We start from the raw sequence: 25669 nt of genomic DNA on the forward strand, positions 1-25669 counted from the left end.
AGCCCGCCCCCTGTTGGGGAGCGGGCTTCGGACGTCAGCCTGGCGCCGGTGCGCGGGCGTGTCAGTGCATGGAGGCCGGGGCGCGGGCGGGCTTCGCCTTCGCGGCCAGGGCGGCATTCGCCGCAGCCTTGGGGGCCCGGACGGCCTTCGGGGCCGCAGGCTTGGCAATCACTGCCTTCGGGGCAGCATCCTTCGGAGCAGCGGCCTTCTGAGCGATGCTCTTGGGCGCCGCGACCTTCGCCGGCGCCTTCGCGGCGGCCTTCGGGGCCGGGACGGCTGCGCCGGCCGCCAGCGTGGCGTTGGCGCGCAGCTCGATCTCTGCGCGGAGCCAGTGCGCCGCGGCCTGACCGTGAACGCGGCCCTCGTTCTCCCAGATAAAGTAGGCGCACTCGCGCACCTGATGCTCGCTGATCTGCATGCCGTCGATCTCCTGTCCGTCCCGTGAGAGACGATGGGAGGGCGTGGTTAAAGGGCCGTTAATCCTGCCCTCGGCGGGGCGGGCCGAGTGTCGCGCGCGAGGTCCGCGCGGCGAACGCCGTGATCGCGCGAAGAGTCCCCCGACGACGCCGTCGTTCCGCGATCAAGACTATCGGTGCGGCGGATCACCCGCCGGCGAAGGGGGAAGCGACGGTGCGAACGCCGCCTATTTGGTCAGCCCCAGAACGCGTCGTGCCTCCGCCAGCAGGACGGCATGTCGCTCCGCCCCGGATCCCGCGTCCGGTGCGTCGCGGCTGGCCTGATCGATGAGGCCTCGGAAGCGGCGACGGTCCAGGCCCCAGGCGCGCAGGCTGGCGAGGACCGCTCCGAGCACGGTCCGGACGGCATCCGCACGCGCCTCGGCCCGGCCGACGGCCTCCAGGGACGTGGTTGCCGCCCGTGCCGCGTCAAGCTGGCGCGCCAGGTCGGCCTCCCGGGCCCAGGCGCCCGCACGCTCCGCCGTCCGGGCGACCTCCCCGGACCGCGCGACGTCGAGCTCGGCCGCGGCGCGCTGTCCGGCCTGCCAAGCCTGGTCGTACTGGTGCGTACGCAGCGCGAGCAGGACCTTGAGGGATGCCGCTTCGGCCTGGGCCGCCTCCAGCCTGGCCTGGGTCTCGCGCAGGTCCTTGAGCAGATCCTGCACGGACGTCTCATCCCCGGTCACGGTCACCGCCGGCTCCTCTGCGCCCCGAATCGGCACCTCACTCTCGCGCGCCGGGCGGAATGTCCACTCTCCAGACCCTCGGTCCAGGTTGAGAAAATCCGGTCGCCGGTCCACATGGAACGCAGCGCCCTGAGGGCGCCTGTCCCGGCCGGCCTTGAACCGGCGCAGCGGAGTGAGTCCACCATGTTCATCCAGACCGAAGCCACGCCGAACCCGGCGACCCTGAAGTTCCTCCCCGGGCGCGTGGTCCTTTCCGAATCGACCTTCGAAGCCCGGGACGCCGAGGCCGCCACCCGCTCGCCCCTCGCGGCGGCTCTGTTCGCGGTTCCGGGCGTGTCCGGCGTTTATTTCGGACACGATTTCATCTCCGTCACGAAGGCCGAGGACGGCTCCGATTGGGCGCAGGTCAAGCCCGCGGTGCTCGGCGCGATCATGGAGCATTTCCAGTCCGGCGCGCCCGTGATGGCCGAGGGCGGCCACGACGAGGCCGAGGCGGGCGACGAGTTCTACGACGAGGCCGACCACGACACCGTGGTGACCATCAAGGACCTGCTCGAGACCCGCGTGCGGCCGGCCGTGGCCGGCGACGGCGGCGACATCACCTTCCGCGGCTACAAGGAAGGCGTGGTCTACCTGGAGATGAAGGGTGCCTGCTCCGGCTGCCCGTCCTCGACCGCGACGCTGCGGCACGGCGTGCAGAACCTCTTCAAGCACTTCCTCCCGGAGGTGCGCGAGGTCCAGGCGATCTGAGGCCCATCCGGGCCTTCGCGCCGTCCAGCTCCGGGATCGCCGGCCTCCGGGCCGGCGGTGGTCCGGGACCGGCGCAAGCCGGCAACACTCCGCGGGCGATGCGCGCGACCGGCCCGCCCCGGCGCTGACGGAGCGGCGGATTTGCTCTATCGCTGGCGGCTCTTCGTGCCGTCCACGGCCGGAGGGAGGCGACGGCGGCCCGGACCGGCCGCGGGAGTGAGCGTGCGTATTCTTGCCATCGACACAGCGCTGGATACCTGCGCCGCCTGCGTCGCGGACGAGGATGCCGAAGCGCCCCTCTCAACCGAGTCGCTCCCAATGGCGCGCGGCCATGCCGAATCGCTGCTGCCCCTGATCGAGCGGGTCATTGCCCGGGTGGAGGGCGGTTTCGCGGCGCTCGACCGCATCGCCGTGACGGTCGGGCCCGGCAGCTATACCGGCCTGCGCGTCGGTCTCTCGGCGGCCCGCGCCATCGGGTTGGCCACCGGCAAGCCCGTGGTCGGCGTCGGGACCCTGTCGGCGCTGCTCACCTCCCTGCTGGCCGATACCGTCGAGGGGTCGATCGCGGCGGCGATCGATGCCCGGCACGGCGCGATCTACATCCACGCCCTCGGTCCCGGCGACGGCATCGCCCCGGCGCATCTCAGCATCGAAACGGCCGCCGAGCGCCTGGTGGGCCGCGGGCCCGTGGCGATCGCCGGTTCGGGGGCACCGCTGCTGGCGGCGGCGCTGACGGCGCGCGGCGTGCGCGCGCAGGTCGCCGGCGTCACGGGACCGGACATCGCCTCGGTGGCATCCCTCGGCTTCCTGGCGGATCCGGTCCAGGCCTTGCCGCGTCCGATGTACCTGCACGGTCCCGATGCGCGGCCCCAGGACCATGCGCGGATCGCCCGGCGATGACGCGTCCCCTGCCCTTCTGGCCGTTCGACTGGTGGTTCGCGTGGTGGGACGCGCTGACCCCCGAGCCCTATGTCGCGCCGCTCGCCGACGCCGCGCAGGCCCCGGCCCTCGCCCGCCTGCATGCCACCGCCTTCGCGCGCCCCTGGGAGGCCCACGAATTCGAGCGGATGCTCTGCGAGCGCTCGACGCAGGCGCATGGCCTGTGGCGGGCGGGGGCGCTCCAGGGCTTCGTGCTCTCGCGCCGGGCGGCCGACGAGGCCGAGATCCTGACGGTCGTGCTGTCGCCCGCGCTCCGCGGCGGCGGCCACAGCCGGCGGCTCCTGCGCGAGCACCTGTCGAGCCTCGCGCTGGCGGGGGCCGCCCGGGTGCATCTGGAGGTGGACGAGGGCAACGCGCCGGCGCTGCGCCTCTATGCCCGTCACGGGTTCCGCCAGGTGGGGGCGCGCACGGGCTACTATCTCAAGGCCGACGGCAGCCGGGCGACCGCGCTGACGATGAGCGCCGATCTGTGACGCCGTGAGCCGGTTCGGCGTCGCGTATCGGGTCGCGGCCCTGGCCCTCGCCCTCGCGATCCTGGCGCCGTCGCATTGGATCGCGCTGCGGTTGCTCGGCCGCCGGGCTACCCTGGCGCCGCTCCTGTTCCACCGCGTCTTCCTGCGCCTGTTCGCGGTGCGCGTAACGCAGACCGGCACGCCGCCCGCCCCCGGCGAGGCGGCTCTCATCCTCGCCAACCACGTCTCCTGGCTCGACATCATCGTGATCGGCGCCCTCCGCCCGCTCTCCTTCGTGGCGAAGTCGGAGATCGCCGGCTGGCCGGTGATCGGGATCCTGGCCGGGCTGCAGCGCACGATCTTCATCGACCGGCAACGGCGCGGGGCGACCGCCACGGTCAGCGCCGCAATGGGGCATCGTCTGGCCGAGGGTGAGCTCGTCGTTCTGTTCGCGGAAGGCACAACCGGCGACGGCACCCGGCTCCTGCCGTTCCGCTCGTCGCTGGTCGGTGCCGCCCGCACGGCGCTGCAGGGGGAGGTCGAGCGCGGCCGCGTCCGCCTCCAGCCCCTGGCCATCGCCTATCCCCGGCGCAACGGCCTGCCGGTGGTGCGTTCCGAGCGCGCCGGGATCGCCTGGTACGGCGACATGGACCTGGCCCCGCACCTCGCCGCCTTCGTGCAGGGCGGCCCGATCGACGTGCACGTGACCTGGTGTGCGCCGATCGCCTTCGAGGCGGGCACCGACCGAAAGGCCGTCACGGCGGCCGCGGAGGCCGAGGTCCGAGCCGCCCTGCGGGGCGTCGTCACGGGGCGTGAGGACGACGGCGCTTCGGCGGCAGCGCGGCTGGTACCGCCGGAGGTCGGCCTCCGCGAGCGGGAGGCCGCGGCCGTCTGACCGACGGGCCGTCTCCGTGCGGGCCGGCCGATCCACGGATCGGTATTTGACTCATCTCCGGCTGTCAGGAGCGACGATTCCCGCGGAGGCGCGACAGGGAGAGCGTCCCGGTCGCGCGCGCCACCGGATCGGCCTGCTCCCCGGCAGCGATCGCCCGGACCGCCCTCACGACCGCTGTGGGCGCGGCATCGCCAGTTCGATACCGCTGGCGTCCTTACCGGCTTCGCAATGCGGGGGGGCGAGGCGGACGACGCCATGCGGCGCGGACCAGACCGCGTGCGTCGGGTCCCGCCCCTCATCGAAATAGCACGCCTTCACGCGCGATCCGTCCGGCGTGATGTAGACCGCCCATTGATGCGGGCCGCAGCCGTGCGTCTCGCAACCGGAGACGATCACGTAGTCTCCGATCCTGGAGATCGACGGGTCATTCTGAGGCACCTTCCGTCCCTGTATCCACGCCCGGGCGACCGGATCCGCGACGGCCGCGCGGGTTGCATCCAGGAACTTCGGATGGTGCAGGATGTCGACGCCCCCGATTTTGTCCGAGCCCCTCTTGCCGGCATACAGGGTCAGATCGTCGGTCTGCGTTCTGCGGCTCTCAGTGGCCGACGTATCGCTATTGGCAAGCAATATTGTAGCGCAACACAACGATGATACTGTGTTGAATAGAAATAACAATGATTTTTTGCGAAAAAAAATCATGGCGATGACGTCCATGTTCAAGGACCGACGGCATTTTATTTATGGTGATCGGGATGACGGGCGGATGAATGCTTTCGACGCACAACCGTCAGGCCACGTCGATTCCGCGTCTTTTCGCGGCCCGCAGGATCGACAAGGTCTCGATCGCCGCCGTCAGACCTGGATCCGTCTCTGCGTACATTTCGGCGGAAATCGCGGAGAATACATGATTCATCTCCGTTGAGCGCTCGGAAGCGCTCTGCTAGCTAGGCCGGAACCCGTATCAGTCGGGACCATGGGAGGACGCCCGTTGCAAACCTGGAATCAGGTTTACGATCCGTTCGGGAGCGCCTGGCTCTCGACGATCGCCGCCTCAGTGCCGGTCATCGCACTGCTCGCCATGATCGCCAGCGGGCGTGTGAAAGCCCATCTCGCGGCCGTCATCGCCCTCGGCCTCGCCATGCTGGTGGCCATCGTCGGCTTCGGCATGCCCACGGGGCTCGCCACCCGGGCGGCGATCCTCGGGATGGTCACCGGCTTCTTCCCGATCGGCTGGATCATCCTCAACGTCATCTTCCTCTACCGGCTTACGGTGGAGAAGGGCTGGTTCTCCGTGCTCCAGCAATCGGTGGCGGGCATCACCGCCGATCGGCGGTTGCAGCTGCTCCTGGTGGCCTTCGCGTTCGGCGCCTTCTTCGAGGGCGCGGGCGGGTTCGGCACCCCGGTCGCCGTCACCGGCGCGATCCTGATCGGACTCGGCTTCTCGCCGCTGGCCGCCTCGGGCCTGTCGCTGATCGCCAACACCGCCCCCGTCGCCTTCGGGGCGCTCGGCGCGCCGATCCAGGGTCTTGCCTCGGTCACCGGCTACGCGCCGGAGATCCTCGGCGCGATGATCGGCCGGCAGCTGCCGCTGTTCTCGCTGATCGTCCCGTTCTGGCTGATCTGGGTGTTCGCCGGCTTCCGCGGCATGATCCGGGTGTGGCCGCCGATCCTGGTCTGCGGCGCCTCCTTCGCGGTGGCGCAGTTCCTGATCTCGAACTACGTCAATCCGTGGATCGTCGACATCGGGGCATCGCTCGCCTCGATGCTCGCCCTGGTGCTGTTCCTGAAGGTCTGGCAGCCCCGGGAGATCTGGACGTCGCCGGCCCTGCGCGGGCACGACCCGTCGCTCGCCGTGGCGGGCCCGCGCCCGGTGGCGGTCGGCGCCGGCGTTCCGGGGGCGCCCCCGGTCCATACCGGCGCGCGCACCGCCTCGCAGGGCGAGATCCTGATGGCCTGGCTGCCGTGGATCATCCTCTCGATCATCGTGGCGATCTGGGGAACCGGTTGGTTCAAGGGCATCGTGAATCCGCTCTTCACCTGGAAGTACGAGGTGCCGGGCCTGCACAACATGATCATGAAGGTGCCGCCGGTGGTGCCGAAGCCGGCACCCGAGGGCGCGGTCTTCCTGTTCACCTACATGTCCTTCACCGGGACGGGGGTGCTCATCGCGGCGCTGATCTCCGGATTGATCATGCGGTTCTCGCCGCTGCGCCTCGTGACCGCCTATTTCGAGACGATCTGGGCGCTGCGGTATTCGCTGATCACCATCGCGGCGATGCTCGCGCTCGGCGTTCTCACCCGCTACGCGGGCGTCGACGCCACGCTCGGCCTCGCCTTCGCGGGAACCGGCATCCTCTACCCATTCTTCGGGACGCTGCTGGGCTGGCTCGGCGTGGCGCTGACCGGATCCGATACGGCTTCGAACGTCCTGTTCGGCAGCCTGCAGCGGATCACCTCCGAGCAGCTCGGCCTGCCCGGCGTGCTGATGGCGGCGGCGAACTCGTCGGGCGGCGTGATGGGCAAGATGATCGACGCCCAGTCGATCGTCGTCGCCTCCACGGCCACCGGCTATTTCGGCCAGGAGGGCAAGATCCTGCGCTTCGTGTTCTGGCACTCGGTGGCGCTCGCCTGCTTGGTCGGCTGCTTCGTGATGCTGCAGGCCTACGTGCCGTTCTTTCAGCACATGGTGATCGACCTGCCCGCGGCGGCGCCGGCCGCCCACTGAGGCCGATTCTCTCCGCTGCACCCAATGGCCGGCCGCCCTCGGGCGGCCGGTCGCGTTTCGGGTGTCGCGACGGCCCGCGCGATCCGTGCTACAGGCCGCAGGCCGGATCCTGCGGGGCCGGCGCAGGGATCACGTGGACGGGTTCGGGACGGCGCGCGTTGAAGAAGGCCTACGTCAAATCCTACGGGTGCCAGATGAACGCCTACGACGCGGCCCGCATGGCCGACGTCCTGGGGGCCGAGGGCTACGCGCCGACCGATTCGGTCGAGGAGGCCGACGTCGTCGTCCTCAACACCTGTCACATCCGCGAGAAGGCCGCCGAGAAGGTCTATTCCGAACTCGGCCGCCTGCGCGTCCTGAAGGGTGAGCGCAAGGCGCAGGGGCTCGACACCCGCATCGTGGTGGCCGGCTGCGTCGCCCAGGCCGAGGGCGCCGAGATCCAGGCCCGCCAACCGGCCGTCGACGTAGTGGTCGGCCCGCAGAGCTATCACCGTCTGCCGGACCTGCTGGCCCGCTCCCGGGAGCGGCGCGTGGTCGATACCGAGTTCCCCATCGACGACAAGTTCGATCACCTGCCCCGGCGCCGCACCGTCGGGGCGTCGGCCTTCCTCACCGTTCAGGAGGGCTGTGACAAGTTCTGCGCCTTTTGCGTGGTGCCCTACACCCGCGGCGCCGAGGTCTCGCGGCCGGTGGCGGCGGTGCTGGCCGAGGCCGAGCGGCTGGCCGAAGGCGGCGTCCGCGAGGTCACGCTGATCGGTCAGAACGTCAACGCCTATCACGGCGCCGGCGCCGACGGGGCGCCGGTGGGCCTCGCCGAACTGGTCCGGGCGGTGGCACGGATCCCGGGCATCGTCCGGATCCGCTACACCACGAGCCACCCGAACGATTTCGACGACGCGCTGATCCGGGCCCATGCCGAGGTTCCGGCCCTGATGCCCTACCTGCACTTGCCGGTGCAGTCGGGCGCGGACCGGATCCTCGCCGCTATGAACCGCAAGCATACCGGCGACCAGTACCGGCGCCTGATCGACCGCGTCCGCGCGGCGCGGCCCGACATCGCCCTCTCCTCGGACTTCATCGTCGGCTTCCCCGGCGAGACCGACGCGGATTTCGCCGAGACCCTGCGGCTCGTGCGCGAGATCGGCTTCGAGAGCGCGTACTCGTTCAAGTACAGCCCCCGCCCCGGGACCCCGGCGGCCGAGCGGGGCGATCAGGTGCCCGAACCCGTCATGGCGGCGCGGCTGGCCGAACTCCAGGCGCTGCTCGACGGCCAGCGCTATGCCTACCAGCGGGCCGCGGCGGGCCGGGTCTTCGACGTCCTGGTGGAGAAGCCCGGCCGGCATCCGGGTCAGGTGGCGGGCAAGACGCCGCACCTGCTCGCCGTCCAGTTCGACGCCGCGGCTCACCATATCGGAACTGTGGTTCCGGTGCGGATCACCGAGGCGGGCACCAACAGCCTGTTCGGACAGCTGATCTCCGCGGCCGCGGCCGCCTGAGGATGGACGAGGATGACGGCTTGAGCGCTTCGGACGGGGCGGGCGCGCGGGGCGCTCTTCGGGGACGCGGTCCAGCGACGCGGCCGTCGGGTTCGGACGAGCCCGTCGAGGTGCAGCTGACCTTCGACGACAACCGCCTCGCGAGCCTCGTCTTCGGTCAATACGATCAGAACGTGGCCCATCTCGAGCGGCGGCTCGACGTCACTGCGACGGCGCTCGGCAATCATCTCGTGATCAAGGGCTCTCCGGCGGCGACGGAGACCGCCCGCCGGGTGTTCCAGAAGCTCTATGCGCGGGTACGCACCGGCGGCAGCACGCTGACCCTGGGCGATGTGGACGGCGCCATCCGCGAGGCCTCCGCGCAGGCGACCCTGTTCCCGGCCGAGGCGATCACGGCTGAAGCCGACAAGCCGCATTTCGAGCAGATCGCAACCCGCAAGCGCGGCGCCGTGCGGGCGCGCAACCCGGCGCAGGACGCCTACATCAAGCTCCTGCGCACCAACGAGCTGGTCTTCGCCGAGGGACCGGCCGGCACCGGTAAGACCTGGCTGGCCGTCGGCCACGCGGTGTCGCTGCTGGAGCAGGGCCATGCCGAGCGGCTGATCCTGTCGCGTCCGGCGGTGGAGGCCGGCGAGCGCCTGGGCTTCCTGCCCGGCGACATGCGCGAGAAGGTCGATCCGTATCTGCGCCCGATCTACGACGCCCTCTACGACTTCATGGAGGCGCGCCACGTCGACCGCGGCTTGCAGACCGGTACGATCGAGATCGCGCCGCTGGCCTTCATGCGCGGGCGGACCCTGACCAACGCCGTGGTGCTCCTCGACGAGGCGCAGAACACCACCTCCATGCAGATGAAGATGTTCCTCACCCGCCTCGGCGAGGGATCGCGCATGATCATCACCGGCGATCCGAGCCAGATCGACCTGCCGCCGGGGCAGAAGTCGGGCCTGGTGGAGGCGGTGAAGGTGCTGGACGGAGTCGAGGGAATCGGGCGGGTGACGTTCAAGGACGTCGATGTGGTGCGCCACGACCTCGTGCGCCGGATCGTCACCGCCTACGAGCGCGCCGCCCACGGGGTGGACGAGGCCGACCGCAACCCGAACCCCCGGCGCCGGCCGCTGGGGTGACCATGCCGAACGAAATCGACCTCGCCGTCGAGGATGCGCGCTGGGAAGCCGCCGTCCCCGACCTCGAATCGCTCGTCACCCGCGCCGTAGAGGCCGGGCTCGCCGTCGCCCCCGGGAGGCCGGACGGCCCGGTCGAAGTCAGCGTCCTGCTGACGGACGACGCCGCCGTGCGGGAACTCAACCGGACCTGGCGCGGCAAGGACAAGCCCACCAACGTCCTGTCCTTCCCGGCAGCCCCGCAACCGCTTCATGCCGGGTCCGCGCGTCCGCTCGGCGATGTGGTCCTTGCGTACGAGACCCTGGTGCGCGAAAGTGCGGAGCAGTCGAAGCCGCTCCAGAATCATCTCGCCCACCTCCTCGTCCATGGCACCCTGCATTGTCTCGGTCAGGACCACGAGACCGGCGAGGCCGAGGCCGACGCCATGGAGGCCCTCGAGGTCGCGGCGCTCGCGACCCTCGGCATCCCGGACCCCTACGCCTGAGCGCGCGACGCCCGAACGACCCCAGACCCGAGAGACATGAGCAACGATCGAAGTCGCGGCGCGGCCCTGGCCGCGCCCAGTTCCACCGAGGGTGAATCCCAGAACCGGGAGCCCTGGTACGACCGCCTGCTCCAGGCGCTCCACCTCAAGCCGCGCGATTCGCTGCGCGAGGGGCTCGAGGAAGCGCTGGCGGAGCCGGATGCCGGCGAGAGCGGCCTCACCCCGCTCGAGCGCATCATGCTCAAGAACGTCCTCGGCCTGCACAAGGTGCGCGTCGACGACGTGATGGTCCCCCGGGCCGATATCATGGCGGTCTCCAACGAGACGAGCCTCGGCGACCTGCTCAAGCTGTTCCGCACGGCCGGGCATTCGCGCCTGCCGGTCTACGGCGAGACCCTCGACGACCCCCGCGGCATGGTCCACATCCGCGACCTCGTGGACCACATCGCCGCGAAGGCCGAGCCGTCCCGGCGCAGCGTCGCGGCGGCGGCGAAGCCCCCGGCGCCGGTCGTCGAGGTCGAGGCCGGCGAGCCCCCGGCCCCACCCCCGCGGATCCGCCGGCCGGTCCCCCGGGTCCCGCGCGGCCTCGACCTCGGCAAGGTCGATCTGACGACCACCCTGGCGGCCGCGCGCATCCAGCGGCCGGTGCTGTTCGTCCCCCCCTCCATGCCAGCGATCGACCTGCTGGTCCGGATGCAGGCCACGCGTACCCACATGGCGCTGGTCATCGACGAGTATGGCGGCACCGACGGGCTGATCTCCATCGAGGACCTGATCGAGGTGGTGGTCGGCGACATCGAGGACGAGCACGACGTCGCGGAGGACAAGCATGTCCAGCGCGTCGACGGCGAGGGCGAGGTCTTCGTGGCCGATGCCCGAACGCCCCTGGCGGAGGTCTCCGAGGCGACCGGCGTGGATCTGGTGGCGGCGGTCGGCGAGATGGCCGAGGAGATCGACACCCTGGGCGGCATGATCGTGACGCTGGCCGGACGGGTCCCCTCCCGCGGAGAGCTGATCGCCGGCCCCGGCGACCTCGAATTCGAGGTGCTGGATGCCGATCCGCGGCGCCTGAAGCGGCTGCGCTTCCACAAGGGCGCCACCCGGATCGGAAATGTCGTTCCCCTTGCCCTGCCCCCGCCCTCCAGCCCGCCGGCCCCCGAGACGTCGCACCCGTGACGGTCCAGGCGTGACGCGCACGGCGGCGGGGCCCGCCCGGGTCGCACCGGCATCGGGCACCGAGAACGTCCCGGCGCCTGGATTCGTCCGGGCGATCAGGCGCCTGACCGGCTGGCGCCGCCTCGGGCTGGCTTGGCTCGTGGGCGCCGTCGCGGCTTTGGCGATGCCGCCCTTCGGTATGCTTCCGGCGCTCGCCGTGTCCCTGTCGGCGGCAACGTGGCTTCTGGACGGGGCCGCTTCCGACCGGACCACCCCGCGGCGGTTCTGGCCCTGCTTCCTGATCGGCTGGGCCTGGGGCTTCGGTTATCTCACCGCCGGCCTGTGGTGGCTGGGCCAGGCCTTCCTGGTGGAAGCCGACGCGTTCCTGTGGGCGCTCCCACTCGGCGTCATCGGCCTGCCCTTCGGGCTCGGCCTGTTCTACGGGGCCGGCTTCGGCGCCGCCGGCCTGATGTGGCGCCGCGGGCCGGGGCGGATCGCCGCCCTCGCCTTCGGGATCGGGGCCGCGGAATGGCTGCGCGGCCACCTGTTCACCGGCTTCCCGTGGAACACGCTGGGCATGGCCCTCGCCCAGAACCTCTGGCTGATGCAATGGGCCGCCGCGATCGGCCTTTATGGCCTCACCGTGCTGGCGGTGCTGATCTGCGCGGCCCCGGCGACGCTGGCCACCGGTTCCCGCCCGCGCAGCCGCTTCGGTCCGAGCGCCGCGGCCGCGATCGTCCTGATCGGCATGTCCCTCTACGGCGCCGTCCGTCTCGGGCCGCTCGATCCGGTGGTGGCGGGCGTCCGGCTGCGGCTCGTTCAGCCGAACCTGCCGCAGGATGCCAAGTTCAGGCCCGAGAACCGTACCGACATCGTCGACCGTTACATCGAGCTGAGCCAGCGCCCGGCGGAGGCCGGGGAGCCGGAGCCGACCCACATCGTCTGGCCCGAATCCGCCTTCCCGTTCCTGATCCAGCGCGATCCCGACGCCCTGGCGAAGGTGGCGGCCGGCCTCAAGCCGGGGCAACACCTGATCACCGGCGCGGCCCGGGCCGAGGAGCCGCTGCCCGGCGAGCGCCTGCGCTACTTCAACGCCGTCCTGGTGATCGGTCCCGACGGGACGATCTCCGACAGCTACGACAAAGTTCATCTCGTCCCGTTCGGCGAGTACCTGCCCGCACCCCTCGACGCCGCGTTGCGGGCGCTGGGCCTGCGCCAGTTCGTGGCGATCCCGGGCGGCTTCTCGGCGGGGGCGCGCGCGGCCCAGCGGATCCTGGCGGTTCCGGGTCTGCCGCCGGTGGTGGCCACGATCTGCTACGAGGCGATCTTCCCCGGCGCCATCCTGCCGGCGGGCCACGTCGCGCCGTCGGATCGGCCGCCCGGGCTGATCCTGAACGTCACCAACGACGCGTGGTTCGGCGACACCCCGGGCCCGCGCCAGCATTTGGCGCAGGCGCGCCTGCGCGCCGTCGAGGAGGGGCTGCCCATGGTCCGGGACGCCAATACCGGGATCTCTGCGGTGATCGATCCGCATGGCCGGATCGTCGCCCGCACGCCGCTCGACAAGGAGACCTGGCTCGATGCCGACCTGCCCGCCCGCATCGTCGGCGGCACCCTGTACGGCCGTTTCGGCGACGCCGCCTTCGCGCTGATGCTCGCCGCCTGTCTCGGCGGGGCCCTGCACGCGGGACGCCGGACATGAGCACGGACCCGGCCGGCCCCCGCCGGATCCTGCTCGCCCTCGCCCTGATGCTGGTCGCGTTCAACTTGCGGCCGGCCCTGAGTTCGGTCGGTCCCCTGCTGGCGACCATCCGGGACGGGACCGGCCTCGGCGCCGGCGGGGCCGCGATCCTCACGACCCTGCCGGTCCTGTGCCTCGGCATCGCCTGCGCCCTGGCCGCCCCGCTGATCCGCCGGATCGGACCCGATCTGGCCGTGCTCCTGGGGTCCACCATCCTGGCGGCCGGCCTGGCGCTGCGCGGCCTCGGCGGCCTCGTCCCGCTCTTCGCCGGGACGGCGCTCGCCGCCATCGGCATCGGGCTCGACAACGTCCTGTTACCCGCCCTGGTGAAGCGCGATTTCGCCGCCAGCGGCGGTCTGATGACCGGGCTCTACACCATGACGCTCTGCCTCGGCGCCGCCGCCGGGGCCGGCGCGTCGGTGCCGGTCGAGAATGCCCTCGGGGGCGGATGGCCGTCGGCCCTGGCGGTCTGGGCGCTGCCGGCGCTGGTCTCCGCCTTCCTCTGGATCCCGTTCGCCCGCCGGACCCATGCGAGCGCGGCGCCCTCGGCCGGGCGGCTGCTGCGCAACCCCCTGGCCTGGTGGGTGACGGGCTTCATGGGCCTGCAATCGTCGCTCGCCTACATCCTGTTCGGCTGGCTGCCGCTGCTGCTCCAGGGGCGGGGCCTGTCACCGCTGGAGGCCGGCCTCTACGCGTCGCTCACCACGCTGGTCCAGGCGCCCGGCGCCCTCCTGACGGCGATGCTGGCCGCCCGCGCCCGCGACCAGCGGGGGTGGATCGTCGCGATCGCTGGGCTGACCGCGGCCGCCTTCCTGGTCCTGGCCTTCGGGTCGGCCTCCCTGCGGATCCCGGCCGCCTGCGCGCTCGGCTTCGGCATCGGCGGCTGTTTCGGTCTCGGGCTCACGCTGATCGTGCTCCGCGCGGCGGATGCCGCGAGCGCCGCGGGCCTGTCGGCCATGGCGCAGGGCATCGGTTACGCGGGCGCCTGCCTCGGCCCGCTGGCGTTCGGCCTCGCCCACGAGGCCACGGGGGGCTGGGCGGTGCCCGGTACCCTGTTCGTGGGCATCGCGACCGCCGCGATCCTGTTCGGCCTCGCCGCCGGCCGCGACCGCAAGGTCAGCGGCGTAGCGCCGGACCCGCGCGGACCTGCCGCTCAGCCGCTGGGCGCGTTCCAGACGTCAGGCCCGGCGAGCGGGTCCTGATCGTCGGGCACCCTGACGGCGCTCCTCGTGGCGCGATCCGAGGGGCGAGCTGCCGTCCCCGGACATGCGATGGCGGTGCAGCATCCCGAAAGACGCTGCGCCGCCTCGCAATACTCAGCGCATTGGTGCCATGGCAGGGCGCCAATCATGCGGTGCCGATGCGGTTGGCAGGTAAAACGTCCAGCGTGCACCCCAGCTCAGCAGAAAAACGCCCTTGACGAAAGGTCCCCGCGGCCTTCGATTACTCAGAGTATTGCGCGCCGTCCGCCGGTCGGCGTGTCTGCGTCGGGTATCGGAGAATCGGAATGACGGGCGTCGACACGGCGAGGATCCCGCGGATATCCGCGGCCCTGCTCGCGTTGGCTGTTATGACGGCCAAGGCTGAGGCGCGCGGGTTCGGCGGCGGGTTCCATGGCGGCATGATCGGGCCCCGGGTCGGCGCCTGGGGGCGGCCCCTCGGGCCGGTCCGCCCCGGCTTCGCCTTCCGGCCCCACGTCTCTCATCCGTGGCGTCATGGCCCCTGGGGCTACGTGTACGGGCTCGGAGGCTTGGGCCTGGGCCTCGGCTACGGCGGCCTGTTCGGCGGGTACGGCTATCCCTGGTACGACGATGTCTACGTCTACAGGCCGCCCATCGATCGTCCTCCGGTCGAGGTGATCGTCGAGACCGAAGAACCCGCGCCGGATGAGCCTGCCGCCGTCGCGGCCTGCGCGCATCGGTTCAAGACCTACGATCCGGCGAGCCGGACCTATGTCAGCAAAGGCTATGTGCGCCGCCGCTGCCCTTGAAGGGGCATGGCGCATCGTCTCGAGACTTCCGGCGACCGCCCCTCGCGATGACGCCCGGTCCAAGGAAAAGGCCCCGCGGATTTGCATCCGCGGGGCCTCTCATCTGTCGGCCGAGTGAGGTAGAGAAAAACCTACTCTGCGGCGACCCGGTGGGCCTGCGAGCCGTCCGTATAGGTCTCGGCCTGCAGACGCTTGCCCGGGGCGGCGCGGCCCGGCAGCGGCGGCAGGGCCTTGGCCTTCTCCAGATCGATGCCCGCGCCCTCGGCCACGCGACGGCCGTAATCCGCGTCGGCATGCCAGAAGTGCCAGACCATCCGCAGCTGGATCGGCTCCGGGCACTGCTTCATGTCACCGACCAGGTTGGCGATCAGGTCGTCCCGCTCCCAATCCTGGAACGAGCGGTAGCGGACGCCGGCCTGGGTGTAGTCGTCCTCGGTGCGCGAGGTCTGGTAGCGGCCGAGATTGCCCTCCACCGGCTGGTGGTAGTCCCGGGCCGGCTTCGGGGCCTCGCGCAGGCCCTCGGCGAGCGTCGAGGGCTCGTAGTTGATGTGCTTGTTCGGACCGGTCCCGTCGACCGAATAGGTCATCTGGCCGTCCCGCTGGTTCGAATAGACCTTCACACCGGGCTGCGGCGCGTTGATCGGCAGCTGCAGGTAGTTGGCGCCGACCCGGTAGCGCTGGGTGTCCGAGTAGGACAGCGTCCGGCCCTGCAGCATCTTGTCGTCCGAGAAGTCGACACCGTCGACCAGGACGCCGGTGCCGAAGGCCGACTGCTCGACCTCGGCGAAGAAGTTGTCCGGCACCCGGTCAAGCACCATGCGGCCGCACGGCAGAAGCGGGAACTGGTCCACCGGCCACAGCTTCGTATCGTCCAGCGGATCGAACGAGAGATGGTCGTTCGGGCCGTCCGGCATGATCTGCACGGCGAATTCCCACTCTGGGAAATTGCCGGCCTTGATGTTGTCGTAGAGGTCGCGGGTCGCGTGACCCACGTCCTTGCCCTGGATCTCGGCGGCCTGGGCCGAGGTCAGGTTGCGGACGCCCTGCTTCGGGATCCAGTGGAACTTGCAGAGCACGGCCTCGCCCTGGTCGTTGACCAGCTTGTAGGTGTTGACGCCCGAGCCTTCCATCTCACGGTAATTGGCCGGGATGCCCCAGGGCGACTTCAGATGTGTCACCATGTGGATCGACTCGGGGTGCTGGGACACGAAGTCGAAGAAGCGCCACGCCTCCTGGCGGTTGGTCACCGGATCCGGCTTGAACGCGTGGATCATGTCGGGGAACTTGATCGCGTCGCGGATGAAGAACACCTTGAGGTTGTTGCCAACCAGGTCCCAATTGCCGTCGACGGTCTTGAACTTCACCGCGAAGCCGCGCGGGTCGCGCTCGGTCTCGGGGCTCTCCTTGGCGCCGGCGACGGTGGAGAAGCGCACGAACATCGGCGTCTTCACGCCGGTCTCGGTCAGCACGCGGGCGCGGGTGTACTTGGAGGCCGGCTCGTTGCCGATCTTGCCGTAGGCCTCGAAATAGCCGTGGGCGCCGGCGCCGCGGGCATGAACGACGCGCTCCGGGATCCGCTCGCGATCGAAATGGGTGATCTTCTCGATGAACTGGTAGTTCTCGAGGGTCGCCGGGCCGCGCTCACCGACCGTGCGGGTGCTTTGGTTGTCGCGGACCGGATGGCCCTGGCGGGTGGTCAGGATCGGGCGTTGATCGCTCATGCGCAGCATCTCTCCATGGGGCGAAGGCTCGCTCATGTGCGCGAAGCCAACCTGGAAGTGTTCTGGTGAAACGTTATGACCCCGGCATGACCCGGAGGCAAATGCATCGTTGCAAAGAGCGTGATAGGCGCAGTCTATGAATCTCGCTGGCCTCTCGCTCCGCGATCTTGAATATGTCGTGGCCGTCGCCGACGAGGGGCATTTCGGCCGGGCGGCCGAGCGCTGCAATGTCAGCCAGCCGACCCTCAGCGTGCAGGTCCGCAAGCTGGAAACCGCCCTCGGCCTGACCTTGTTCGAGCGCTCGAACCGGCGGGTCCTGCTCACCGAGGCTGGTCAGGCGATCGTCCGGCAGGCACGGGTCGTGCTGGCGGAGGCGCAGCGCCTGCTGGCGCTCGCCAGCGAGGGGCGCGGCTCCCCGCTGACGGGACGTCTGGTGCTGGCGGCGATCCAGACGCTGGGTCCGTACTTCTTCCCGCTGGTGCTGCGGCCGCTGCGCGAGCAGTACCCGTCGCTGATGCTCTCGCTGTCGGAGTCGCGCACCGCCGAGATCGTGGATGGCCTGCGCGATGGCCGCATCGACGCGGCCCTGGTCTCCCTGCCGCTGCCTTTGCACGGGCTCGCCGTCTCGCCGCTCTTCGTGGAGCCGTTCTGGCTCGCCTGTCCGGCCGAGCACGCCCTGGCCCGGGGCGGCGCGCTCTCGGCGACCGAGATCGCCGGGCCGGATTTGCTGCTGCTCGACGAGGGCAATTGCCTGCGCGACCAGGCGATCGCGGCCTGCGGCGCCGGCTCGTCGGTCGGGCGGCACGCCACGAGCCTGGAGACCCTGCGCTCGATGGTGGCGGCTGGTGCGGGATACACGTTGCTGCCGGCCCTCGCGGTGCCTGCCGGCCCCGATCCGACCGGGCTGACGGTCACCCGGGCCTTCGACGTCGATGGGCCGGGGCGGACCATCGCACTGGTCTGGCGGGCGAGCGACCCGCGCGCCGCGGGGCTCACGAACCTCGCCGCCTTCTTCCGGGCCCATGCGCCGCCCGGCACCGCCGCCTGCCGCGACGGGGAGCCGGTGGTCTGACGGCGCTTCGAAGCCCCGCGCGGGTCGTCAAGGCCGGCCCGGGCCGACCGTTCGGACCCGGCGCCCGACGCCCCGAATCCGTGGGCCTTGACCGCGGGATGCGGGCGGGGATGGGATAGGTGGATCGTCCGAGATCTCGGCGAGGGGCGGGAACGGGTCGATGCGGCGCACGGCACTCTGGGCGGTTCTCGCGATGGTGGCCCCCGCGGCGGCCCGGGCCGAGCCCGAGGACAGCTTCGCCCGCGTCGACGCGATCAACCGCGCCTCCCTGGTGATGACTGTCGAGATCGGCATCGTCCCGCGCGCCCTCGGAGCCCGTATCGCGCGGGCCCTGGATCAGGTCGCCGCGGAGGCCGCCAAGCCCGGCGCCGACCGGCCGGACGATTATCTCCGGATCGAGCCCCTGATCGTGGCCAAGGCCGGTCCGGACGCCACGCGCCTGCATTCCGGCCGCAGCCGCCAGGACATCATCCCGACGGTGCTCAAGCTCGAACAGCGCGACCGCCTCCTCGCCCTCGCCGAGGCCCTGGACGAAACGCGGGCCGCCCTGCTGACGCGGGCCGAGGGCGAGGCCGACACGATCGTCCCCGCCTACACCAACGGGGTCCAGGCCCAGCCGACGACGCTGGGCCACTACCTGTTGGGCTACGCGGAGGTGCTCGCCCGCGATGCGGATCGGCTGCACGAGGCCTGGGGCCGCCTGAACCTGTCGCCCCTCGGCGCCGCGGCCCTCGGGACGTCGAGCTTTCCGGTGGACCGCGCGCGCCTGGCGGCGCTCCTCGGCTTCGACGCGCCCGTGGAGAACAGCTACGACGCGGGCCAGCTCGCCCCGATGGATATGGGCCTGGAGCTGACGGCGCTCGCCGCGAACCTCGCGACCACCGCGGGCAGCTTCGCGCAGGATCTCTACGCGCAGTATCACCAGACCCGGCCGTGGATCCTGCTGCGGGAGGGGGCGCTGACCGGCCCGAGCAGCATCATGCCGCAGAAGCGCAATCCCGTGGCGCTCTACGCCCTGCGGATGAAGGCCAGCGACGTCGTGGGCGCCGCGCAGGCCTTCGCGGTCATGGCCCACAACGTCGATTCCGGCATGCCGGACTACAAGCGCAATCAGGCCGAACCGCCGGGCCGGACCCTCGCCGAGGCCGCCACGATGTGCCGGCGCTGGACCAGCATCTTCGATGGTCTCGTCGTCGACCGCGCGCGGGCCGCCGACGAGGTCGCGGCCGATTACGCGACCACCACCGAACTCGCCGATACGCTCCAGCGCGAGGCGGACGTGCCGTTCCGCCTCGGCCACCATTTCGCGTCAGAGCTCGTGAGCTACGGGCGCAGCCACGACCTGCGCCCGGCCGACCTGCCCTTCCTGGAGGTCCGACGGATCTACGCCGAGGCGGCCGCCGGGACGGGGTTGAAGCCGGACCTGCCCCTGGACGAGGCCCGATTCCGGGCGTCGCTGTCGGCCCGGGGCATGATCGATGCGGCGAAGGGGCTCGGCGGCCCGCAGCCCGCGGAGGTCCGGCGCATGCTCTCCGGTGCCCGGGCGCGCCTGGAGGCCGATCGCGACTGGCTCGCCGGACGCCGTGCGGGCCTCGCTACCGCCCGGGGGAAACGCGACGCCGCCTTCTCTGACTTGGCCCGGGAGCCCTGATCTCGGCGCGGGGCCACCGTGCCGAAACGTCGCCGTAAGAGGGCCAATATTGCGCTATAGCGCGCCTCACGCCCGACGTTCCGCGCGGGTAGCCTCCGTCGGTCGCCTTGCCCTCCTTCCGCACCCTCGGCCTCTGGGCCGCCCTCGCTGCCGCCTCCGCGGCCATCTCGTTCGGCCTGATGTCCGCGCAGTTCCCGGCTGCGCTGCTGCTCGGGCCGATGATCGGGGCGATCGCCTTCGGGGTCGGCGGATCCGGGCTGCACGTGCCGCGCGCCGCCTTCCAGGCCGCGCAGGCGATGATCGGTTGCCTCGTGGCGCATGCGGTGACCGGGCAGATCGCCCAGACCCTGCTGGAGGACGGCCCGCTCATCGTCGCCGTCGTGCTGGTGACTGTGGCGGTCAGCGGCGTCGTCGGTTGGGTCCTGACCCGCCTGCGCGTGCTGCCCGGCACCACGGCCGCCTGGGGCTCGTCGCCGGGTGGCGCCTCCGCGATGGTGGCGATGGCCGAGGATTTCGGCGCGGACCCGCGCCTGGTGGCCTTCATGCAATATGTCCGCGTGGCGGCGGTGGTGTTCTCGGCTTCCCTCGCCGCCCGCTTCCTGATGGAGACGCCGGTCCCGGGGGCTTCGGCGGGGGCCGGCGAGGTGACCGGGCCGCTCTCGCTCCTGGCGACGCTGTCGGTCGCCGTGGTGGGCGCCGGCGCGGCCCTGGCTCTCCGGGTCCCGGCCGGCGCGCAGGTCGGACCGATGGTGCTCGGCAGCCTGCTCCACGCCACCGGGCTCGTCCGCATGGCGCTGCCGGTGCCGATCCTGGAACTCGCCTATGCCTGCATCGGCATCTATGTCGGCCTGCGCTTCACCCGGGAGACCCTGCGCCTGACCGTGTCGGCCCTGCCGGGCATCCTAGTGGCGACCTTCTCGGTCATCGCCCTCTGCGCCGCCTGGGGCTGGGGGCTGACCCTGCTGCTGCCGATCGACCTGCTCACCGCCGTCCTCGCCACGAGCCCCGGCGGCCTCGACTCGGTGGCGATCATCGCCGTGGGCTCGAAGGCCGATGTGTCCTTCGTCCTGGCAGTCCAGACGCTGCGCCTGTTCGTGGTGCTGCTCACCGGTCCGCTGCTCGCCAAGTGGATCAGCCGGTCCGTGCCCGAAGGCGCGGCGCGATGAACGCCCTGGTCCTCGCCTTCCTCAATTCCTGGCGCGGCCTGCGCCACGGCGCGCGCACCGAGCGGGCGGTGCGCCAGGAATTGGCGCTGCTGGCGCTGGGCGTGCCGCTCGCGCTGTTTCTCGGCGCGACCTTATGGGTGCGCGTCGCCCTGATGGTCAGCCTGCTGCTGATGCTGGCCGCCGAATTCCTCAACACCGCCGTCGAGAAGCTCTGCGATCACGTCCACCCCAGCCACCACCCGATGATCGGCACCGTGAAGGACCTCGCCTCCGCCGGCACCTTCATGGCACAGGCGGCAGCGCTGCTGGTCTGGGTGGCGGCACTCGTGGAGCGGCTGGGCTGATCTGCCCCGCCGGCCGGGCGCTCGCATCCCTGGCCGGGAGGGTCTATCTGGCGGGCACGTTCCATCGCACCCGCTCGAGACCCCGCACCGTGACGGACTACATCCGCAAGATCCTCACCGCCCGCGTCTATGACGTGGCGATCGAGAGCCCGCTCGATCCGATGCCGCGGATGACAAAGCGGCTCGGCCGGCCGGTGCTGCTGAAGCGCGAGGATCTGCAGCCGGTCTTCTCGTTCAAGCTGCGCGGCGCCTACAACAAGATGTCGGCCCTCAGCGCGGACCAGATCGCCCGCGGCGTGGTCTGCGCCTCCGCGGGCAACCACGCCCAGGGCGTGGCCCTGGCCGCCGCCAAGCTCGGCGCCCGGGCGGTGATCGTGATGCCGCGCACCACCCCGTCGATCAAGGTCGATGCCTGCCGGGCGCGCGGGGCCGAGGTCGTGCTGCACGGCGACGCCTTCGACGAGGCGCTCGCCGAGGCGAAGATCCGCGAGGCCGAGGAGGGCCTGACCTTCCTGCACCCGTTCGACGATCCCGACGTGATCGCCGGCCAGGGCACGATCGGCAAGGAGATTTTGGAGCAGCATACCGGCCCGATCGAGGCGATCTTCGTGCCCGTGGGCGGCGGCGGGCTCGCCGCCGGCATCGCCACCTTCGTGAAGTACCTGCGGCCCGGCACCAAGGTGATCGGCGTCGAGCCGGAGGATGCCGCCTGCATGGCCGCGGCGCTGGCGGCGGACACCCGGGTCAGCCTCCCCTCGGTCGGCCTGTTCGCCGATGGCGTCGCCGTGCGCCAGGCCGGCGAGGAGACGTTCCGGCTCTGCCGGGAGCACCTCGACGAGGTCATCACCGTCGACACGGACGCCATGTGCGCCGCCGTCAAGGACATCTTTGACGATACCCGCGCGGTGTCGGAGCCCTCCGGCGCGCTGAGCGTCGCGGGCGCCAAGGTCTACGCCGAGCGCGAGGGCGGCACCGGCACGCTGATCGCCATCTCGTCGGGGGCGAACCTCAATTTCGACCGCCTGCGCCACATCGCCGAGCGGGCCGAGATCGGTGAGCAGCGGGAGGTCCTGATCGGCGTGACCATCCCGGAGCGGCCCGGCGCCTACCGGGCCTTCATCAACGCCCTCGGGCCGCGGGCCATCACCGAGTTCAACTACCGCCACGCGCCGGGCGCCGAGGCGCAGATCTTCGTGGGCATCAACGTCGCCGGCGGCAGGCGCGAGAAGCAGGCGCTGCTCGCCGCCCTGCGGGAGGCCGGCTACCGGGCCCTCGACATGAGCGACAACGAGATGGCCAAGGTCCATGTCCGCTACATGGTCGGCGGGCGGGCCGTGGGCGTGGCGCATGAGCGCCTGTTCCGATTCCAGTTCCCGGAGCGGCCGGGCGCGCTGATGAAGTTCCTGGACGCGCTGGGTCCGGATTTCGACATCACGCTGTTCCACTACCGCAACCACGGGGCGGATTACGGCCGCGTGCTCGCCGGAATCGCGGTCCCGCCGGCGGAGCGGGCCAGGTTCGATGCCGTGATCGAGGCCCTGGGCTACCCGGCCACCGACGAGACCGAGAACCCGGCCTATCGGCTGTTCCTCGACGGCGAAAGTCGCGGTGCGGCTTGACGGCGGAGTCGGATCACGCCTCCGCCTCCTCCACCGTGACGACGTCCGGCAGCGCCCGCAGCTTGGCGGCGATCGCCGCGACGCTCGTCCGGGACAGCCGCACGAAGGTGATGGCAACCTCGTCGTAGTCCGGGTCGGCGCTCGGCCGGACCGTGAAGGTCCGCACCCGTGAGGCGCGCTCGCCGGTCGCCGCCTGGAGGGTGTCGATCGACAGTGCGTCCTTCCGCATGGTGAGCCGCAGGGTCTGCGCGCGCATCCGCGCGCGCCAGCGCTCCTCGAAGGGTTTCACGCCAGCCAGGATGCCGACGACGAGCGCGGTCGTCGTCAGCGCCGGCACGTAGAGCCCGCTGCCTACGGCCAGGCCGATCGCTGCGACGCCCCAAAGGCTCGCCGCCGTTGTCAGCCCCTTCACCACCTCGCCGCGCAGCAGGATCGTGCCCGCACCCAGGAAGCCGATGCCCGACACCACCTGCGCGGCGATGCGCGAGGGATCGAGGACGACATGGTCCGCGCCGAGCACGTCGCCGAAGCCGTAGGCCGAGACGATCATGATCAGGCAGGACCCGACGCAGACCAGCATGTGCGTGCGCAGGCCGGCCGCCCAGAGCAAGCGCTCGCGCTCCAGCCCGATCACGCTGCCGGACAGTGCCGCCAGTGCCAGCCGCGCCACCATCTCCCCGTTGCCGATCAATGCCGCCTCCGCTCCGCCGCTCCGCAGGGAAGCGGCCTATCCTGGAGGATGGAGCGCCGGCCGATCAAGCGGTGCCGAGGGCGGCCTTCTCGACCTCGTAGGCGGCGCGGATGGCCGGTTCCCCATAGGTCCGTTCCAGGCGCCGGACCGTGAAATGGGCGTGCGCCGTCGCCTGGAAGTGGTTCATGAAGGCGGTGTTGACAGCAGCGCCCCCGAACGCGCCCAGGATCGGTACGGTCTGCGCGGCGACCTTCTGCGACACCACGAGGCCGAAACGCGCCGCGATCTGCGCGGTGAACCGGATCAGGGCCGGGGCCGACTGGTCGAGGAGCGTCTTGCTGCCGGCATAGCGGGCGGCCTCCGCCAGGGTCTTGGCCAGGGCGGCGCGCACGGCGAAGTAGCCGCTCTCCGTCAGGGCGGAGCCCGCCTCCGTCGCGGCCGACGTCCGGCCGCTCAGGGCGAAGACCTGGACGCAGGCGAGCGCGCCTTCGGGCGTTTCAAGATCCTCGCCCTCCTCGCGGGCGATCTCGGCGATCGAGCGCAGCATCAGCGTCGTGGAGACCGGGAGTTCGACGGCCAGGGTCGTAAGGCCGAACGCGCCTCCCACCGCTCCGGAGAGCGCCGCCAAGGCCTTGTGCTTGGCATCGCCCGAACCGAGGAGCCGCGTCATCCGGCTCGCGGCCTTCGCGGTGGCCACACCCACGGCATCGTCCGACGTGGGCGCCAAGGCCTTGCGCGGCAGCGTCGCCAGGGCGACCCGCAGCGCCACCCGCATCGCGGCCTCGGTGCTGCGGCTGACCGCCTCGGTCACGGGGGCGGGCAGCGAGCGGCCGATGAGGTCGAGGGGGGCTCCCGCCGCCGCGGAGAGGCGCGCGGCGAGGCTCGGGCGCTCCAGGGCCGCCACCGCCCGGCGCAGGGCGGCGAGATCCGCGTCGCTCAGCACGGTCTCTCGGGTCACCGCCGGCAGGATTTCGCCGGCGCGGGTGAGGTCGGTCGTGCTCATCCGTAGATCCCTGGATCTGTTCCGGTCACGCGGTGCCCGGGGCCCGCGCCGTGGAAGGAAGCTCGGCGCCCGGCATGCGGTTCCCCGCCATGTCGGCGGCCCGCGCCGCCTCGGCGGCCGGCCGGGTGCCGCGGCGCCCGACGGCGAGGCAGAGGACCAGCACCGGGATGCCGACCAGCGATGTTATCACAAAGAAGGCCGGATACCCGATCGCCGCGACCACGAAGCCCGACGCCCCCGCGATCAGCTTGCCCGGCAGGGCGTAGAGCGACGAGAACAGCGCATACTGCGTCGCCGCGTAGGCCGTGCTGGTGAGGCTCGACATGTAGGCGATCAGCACGATGCCCGCAAAGGAGCCGCAGAAATTCTCGACGGAGATCGCCACGGTCAGGCGCCAGACCTCCGGCCCGCCGGCCGACAGCCACGCGAAGGCGAGGTGCGAGGCCGCGGCCAGGAACGCGCCGAGGAGTAATGTCGGGAACAGCCCGAGTCGGGCGAGCGCCCAACCGCCGGCGAAACCGCCCGCGATCCCCACCCAGATCCCGTAGAGCTTGGTGACGGTGGCGATCTCCCGGAGGTCGAAGCCCAGGGTCCGATAGAGCGGGCTCGCCATCACCCCGGACAGGAAGTCCGGCAGGCGGAAGAGGGCCACGAGCAGGAGGATGCCCCAGAGGGCGTTCCCGAAGCGGATGTGGAGCTCGGTCAGGGGCTCCAGGATGGCGCGGCGCATCGACTGGATTCGCGAGCCGCCTATGGTCTCCGCCGGGGCTGCGCGGGCGACGTCGAAGGCCGGCGCCAGCAGGGCCGCGACCATCCCCACCAGCATGAGCGCGGCCATGATCAGGTAGGCCAGCGTCCAGCCCCCGGCCGCGGCGATGAACAGCGCGCCCGCGCCCGCAGCGATCAGGCCGAGGCGGTAGCCGAGGTTCGAGGTCGCCGCCAGGATGCCCTGGAAGTCGCTGCCCGCCGCGTCGATGCGCCAGCCGTCGATGACCACGTCCTGGCTCGCCGCGCAGAACGCCATCAAGAAGGCCGCGAGCCCCAGCAGCGCCAGGTTCGTCTTCGGGTCGGCGAAGGCCATCAGGACGAGGCACAGGGCGACCGCTGCCTGGGTCGTGACCATCCAGGCCCGGCGGCGTCCGAGCCGGGCGCTCAGGACCGGCACGTCCAGGCGGTCGATCGCCGAGGCCCACAGGAACTTCAGCGAGTAGGGCAGTGCCACATAGCTGAACAGCCCGATGGCCCGCACGTCGATATCCGAGAAGGCGAGGCGGAGCGTGAAGGTCCCCAGCACCAGCAGCAGCGGCAGGCCAGACGAGAATCCGAGCGCAAGCATCAGCGCGATGCGCCGATCCTCGACGATGTCGCGGAGGCGGAAGCGGCGCATCGCCTGTGGTGGGTTGCCCATGGCATGGAACTCCTGAGCCCTCATGGCCTTGATCTCGCGAAATCGTGGCAACCTTGCGCCGCGGAGTGTCTCGCCGGATTGTGATGCCACTTGCCGGA

24 protein-coding genes are annotated in these 25669 nt (G+C 71.3%); 17 read left to right on the forward strand and 7 right to left on the reverse strand.

The window, feature by feature from the left end:
- Positions 1-61 precede the first annotated feature (61 nt).
- The gene (locus tag AC3IF3_RS02525; RefSeq protein WP_489227129.1) at positions 62-418 is read right to left on the reverse strand and encodes a DUF2934 domain-containing protein; all 357 of its coding nucleotides are present in this window, start codon (positions 416-418) and stop codon (positions 62-64) included.
- 225 nt (positions 419-643) lie between these two features.
- The gene (locus AC3IF3_RS02530; RefSeq protein ID WP_489227130.1) at positions 644-1177 is read right to left on the reverse strand and encodes an atp-dependent helicase; all 534 of its coding nucleotides are present in this window, start codon (positions 1175-1177) and stop codon (positions 644-646) included.
- Between the two features lie 147 nt (positions 1178-1324).
- Between AC3IF3_RS02530 and AC3IF3_RS02535 the strand changes: the two genes are divergently transcribed.
- The 4 genes from AC3IF3_RS02535 to AC3IF3_RS02550 all read left to right on the forward strand — a co-directional run bounded on the left by AC3IF3_RS02535 (position 1325) and on the right by AC3IF3_RS02550 (position 4177).
- Positions 1325-1891, forward strand: coding sequence for a NifU family protein (locus AC3IF3_RS02535; RefSeq protein WP_243973528.1), 567 nt, complete (start codon positions 1325-1327; stop codon positions 1889-1891).
- Between the two features lie 222 nt (positions 1892-2113).
- On the forward strand, positions 2114-2791 hold the full coding sequence (gene tsaB / locus AC3IF3_RS02540; protein WP_489227132.1) for a tRNA (adenosine(37)-N6)-threonylcarbamoyltransferase complex dimerization subunit type 1 TsaB: 678 nt from the start codon (positions 2114-2116) through the stop codon (positions 2789-2791).
- Complete coding sequence (locus AC3IF3_RS02545; protein WP_243973526.1) at positions 2788-3303, forward strand: GNAT family N-acetyltransferase; 516 nt, start codon at positions 2788-2790, stop codon at positions 3301-3303. Before tsaB ends, AC3IF3_RS02545 begins: the two co-directional genes overlap by 4 nt.
- A gap of 4 nt (positions 3304-3307) precedes the next feature.
- Complete coding sequence (locus tag AC3IF3_RS02550) at positions 3308-4177, forward strand: lysophospholipid acyltransferase family protein (RefSeq protein WP_489227134.1); 870 nt, start codon at positions 3308-3310, stop codon at positions 4175-4177.
- Positions 4178-4342: 165 nt separating this feature from the next.
- Here AC3IF3_RS02550 and AC3IF3_RS02555 read toward each other — a convergent pair whose 3' ends face one another.
- On the reverse strand, positions 4343-4894 hold the full coding sequence (locus tag AC3IF3_RS02555) for an Ivy family c-type lysozyme inhibitor (RefSeq protein WP_489227136.1): 552 nt from the start codon (positions 4892-4894) through the stop codon (positions 4343-4345).
- 274 nt (positions 4895-5168) lie between these two features.
- On the opposite strand from AC3IF3_RS02555, the gene AC3IF3_RS02560 reads away from it, so the two are divergent.
- From AC3IF3_RS02560 to AC3IF3_RS02595, 8 genes are all read left to right on the forward strand, one after another.
- Positions 5169-6905 (forward strand): L-lactate permease, encoded by a 1737-nt coding sequence (locus AC3IF3_RS02560; protein ID WP_489219577.1) that lies wholly within the window; start codon positions 5169-5171, stop codon positions 6903-6905.
- 158 nt (positions 6906-7063) lie between these two features.
- Entirely contained in the window at positions 7064-8401 is a 1338-nt protein-coding gene (miaB, locus tag AC3IF3_RS02565; RefSeq protein WP_489219579.1) for a tRNA (N6-isopentenyl adenosine(37)-C2)-methylthiotransferase MiaB, read from the forward strand.
- Between the two features lie 2 nt (positions 8402-8403).
- The gene (locus AC3IF3_RS02570; protein ID WP_489219580.1) at positions 8404-9528 is read left to right on the forward strand and encodes a PhoH family protein; all 1125 of its coding nucleotides are present in this window, start codon (positions 8404-8406) and stop codon (positions 9526-9528) included.
- 2 nt (positions 9529-9530) lie between these two features.
- A complete protein-coding gene (gene ybeY / locus AC3IF3_RS02575; protein WP_489219581.1) occupies positions 9531-10010 on the forward strand; it encodes an rRNA maturation RNase YbeY in 480 nt (159 codons plus the stop codon).
- A 36-nt stretch (positions 10011-10046) separates the two neighbouring features.
- Positions 10047-11186, forward strand: a complete 1140-nt coding sequence (locus AC3IF3_RS02580; protein WP_489227138.1) for a hemolysin family protein — start codon at positions 10047-10049, stop codon at positions 11184-11186.
- A gap of 10 nt (positions 11187-11196) precedes the next feature.
- Positions 11197-12867: an apolipoprotein N-acyltransferase gene (gene lnt, locus AC3IF3_RS02585; RefSeq protein ID WP_489227139.1), complete on the forward strand. Its 1671-nt coding sequence runs from the start codon at positions 11197-11199 to the stop codon at positions 12865-12867.
- On the forward strand, positions 12864-14108 hold the full coding sequence (locus AC3IF3_RS02590; RefSeq protein ID WP_489227141.1) for an MFS transporter: 1245 nt from the start codon (positions 12864-12866) through the stop codon (positions 14106-14108). Before lnt ends, AC3IF3_RS02590 begins: the two co-directional genes overlap by 4 nt.
- A gap of 305 nt (positions 14109-14413) precedes the next feature.
- Positions 14414-14896: a hypothetical protein gene (locus AC3IF3_RS02595; protein WP_489227142.1), complete on the forward strand. Its 483-nt coding sequence runs from the start codon at positions 14414-14416 to the stop codon at positions 14894-14896.
- A 131-nt stretch (positions 14897-15027) separates the two neighbouring features.
- Here AC3IF3_RS02595 and AC3IF3_RS02600 read toward each other — a convergent pair whose 3' ends face one another.
- Positions 15028-16617, reverse strand: coding sequence for a catalase (locus AC3IF3_RS02600; RefSeq protein WP_243973516.1), 1590 nt, complete (start codon positions 16615-16617; stop codon positions 15028-15030).
- 136 nt (positions 16618-16753) lie between these two features.
- Between AC3IF3_RS02600 and AC3IF3_RS02605 the strand changes: the two genes are divergently transcribed.
- From AC3IF3_RS02605 to ilvA, 5 genes are all read left to right on the forward strand, one after another.
- Positions 16754-17689, forward strand: a complete 936-nt coding sequence (locus AC3IF3_RS02605) for a LysR substrate-binding domain-containing protein (protein ID WP_489219586.1) — start codon at positions 16754-16756, stop codon at positions 17687-17689.
- Positions 17690-17849: 160 nt separating this feature from the next.
- Positions 17850-19340 carry an argininosuccinate lyase gene (locus AC3IF3_RS02610; RefSeq protein ID WP_489219587.1) on the forward strand — a complete coding sequence of 497 codons (1491 nt, stop codon included), beginning with the start codon at positions 17850-17852 and terminating at the stop codon, positions 19338-19340.
- Between the two features lie 107 nt (positions 19341-19447).
- On the forward strand, positions 19448-20506 hold the full coding sequence (locus AC3IF3_RS02615; protein WP_489219588.1) for an AbrB family transcriptional regulator: 1059 nt from the start codon (positions 19448-19450) through the stop codon (positions 20504-20506).
- Positions 20503-20850: a diacylglycerol kinase gene (locus AC3IF3_RS02620; RefSeq protein ID WP_243973512.1), complete on the forward strand. Its 348-nt coding sequence runs from the start codon at positions 20503-20505 to the stop codon at positions 20848-20850. The genes AC3IF3_RS02615 and AC3IF3_RS02620 overlap by 4 nt, the downstream gene beginning before the upstream one ends.
- A gap of 47 nt (positions 20851-20897) precedes the next feature.
- Positions 20898-22469: a threonine ammonia-lyase, biosynthetic gene (gene ilvA, locus AC3IF3_RS02625; protein ID WP_489231219.1), complete on the forward strand. Its 1572-nt coding sequence runs from the start codon at positions 20898-20900 to the stop codon at positions 22467-22469.
- A 13-nt stretch (positions 22470-22482) separates the two neighbouring features.
- On the opposite strand, the gene AC3IF3_RS02630 is transcribed toward ilvA, so the two are convergent.
- From AC3IF3_RS02630 to AC3IF3_RS02640, 3 genes are all read right to left on the reverse strand, one after another.
- Positions 22483-23142: an MgtC/SapB family protein gene (locus AC3IF3_RS02630; protein WP_489231220.1), complete on the reverse strand. Its 660-nt coding sequence runs from the start codon at positions 23140-23142 to the stop codon at positions 22483-22485.
- 82 nt (positions 23143-23224) lie between these two features.
- A complete protein-coding gene (locus tag AC3IF3_RS02635) occupies positions 23225-24163 on the reverse strand; it encodes an EcsC family protein (protein ID WP_489227143.1) in 939 nt (312 codons plus the stop codon).
- Positions 24164-24188: 25 nt separating this feature from the next.
- Positions 24189-25571, reverse strand: coding sequence for an AmpG family muropeptide MFS transporter (locus AC3IF3_RS02640; protein ID WP_489227145.1), 1383 nt, complete (start codon positions 25569-25571; stop codon positions 24189-24191).
- Positions 25572-25669: the final 98 nt, after the last annotated feature.

Source organism: Methylobacterium sp. J-118 (assembly GCF_057836565.1).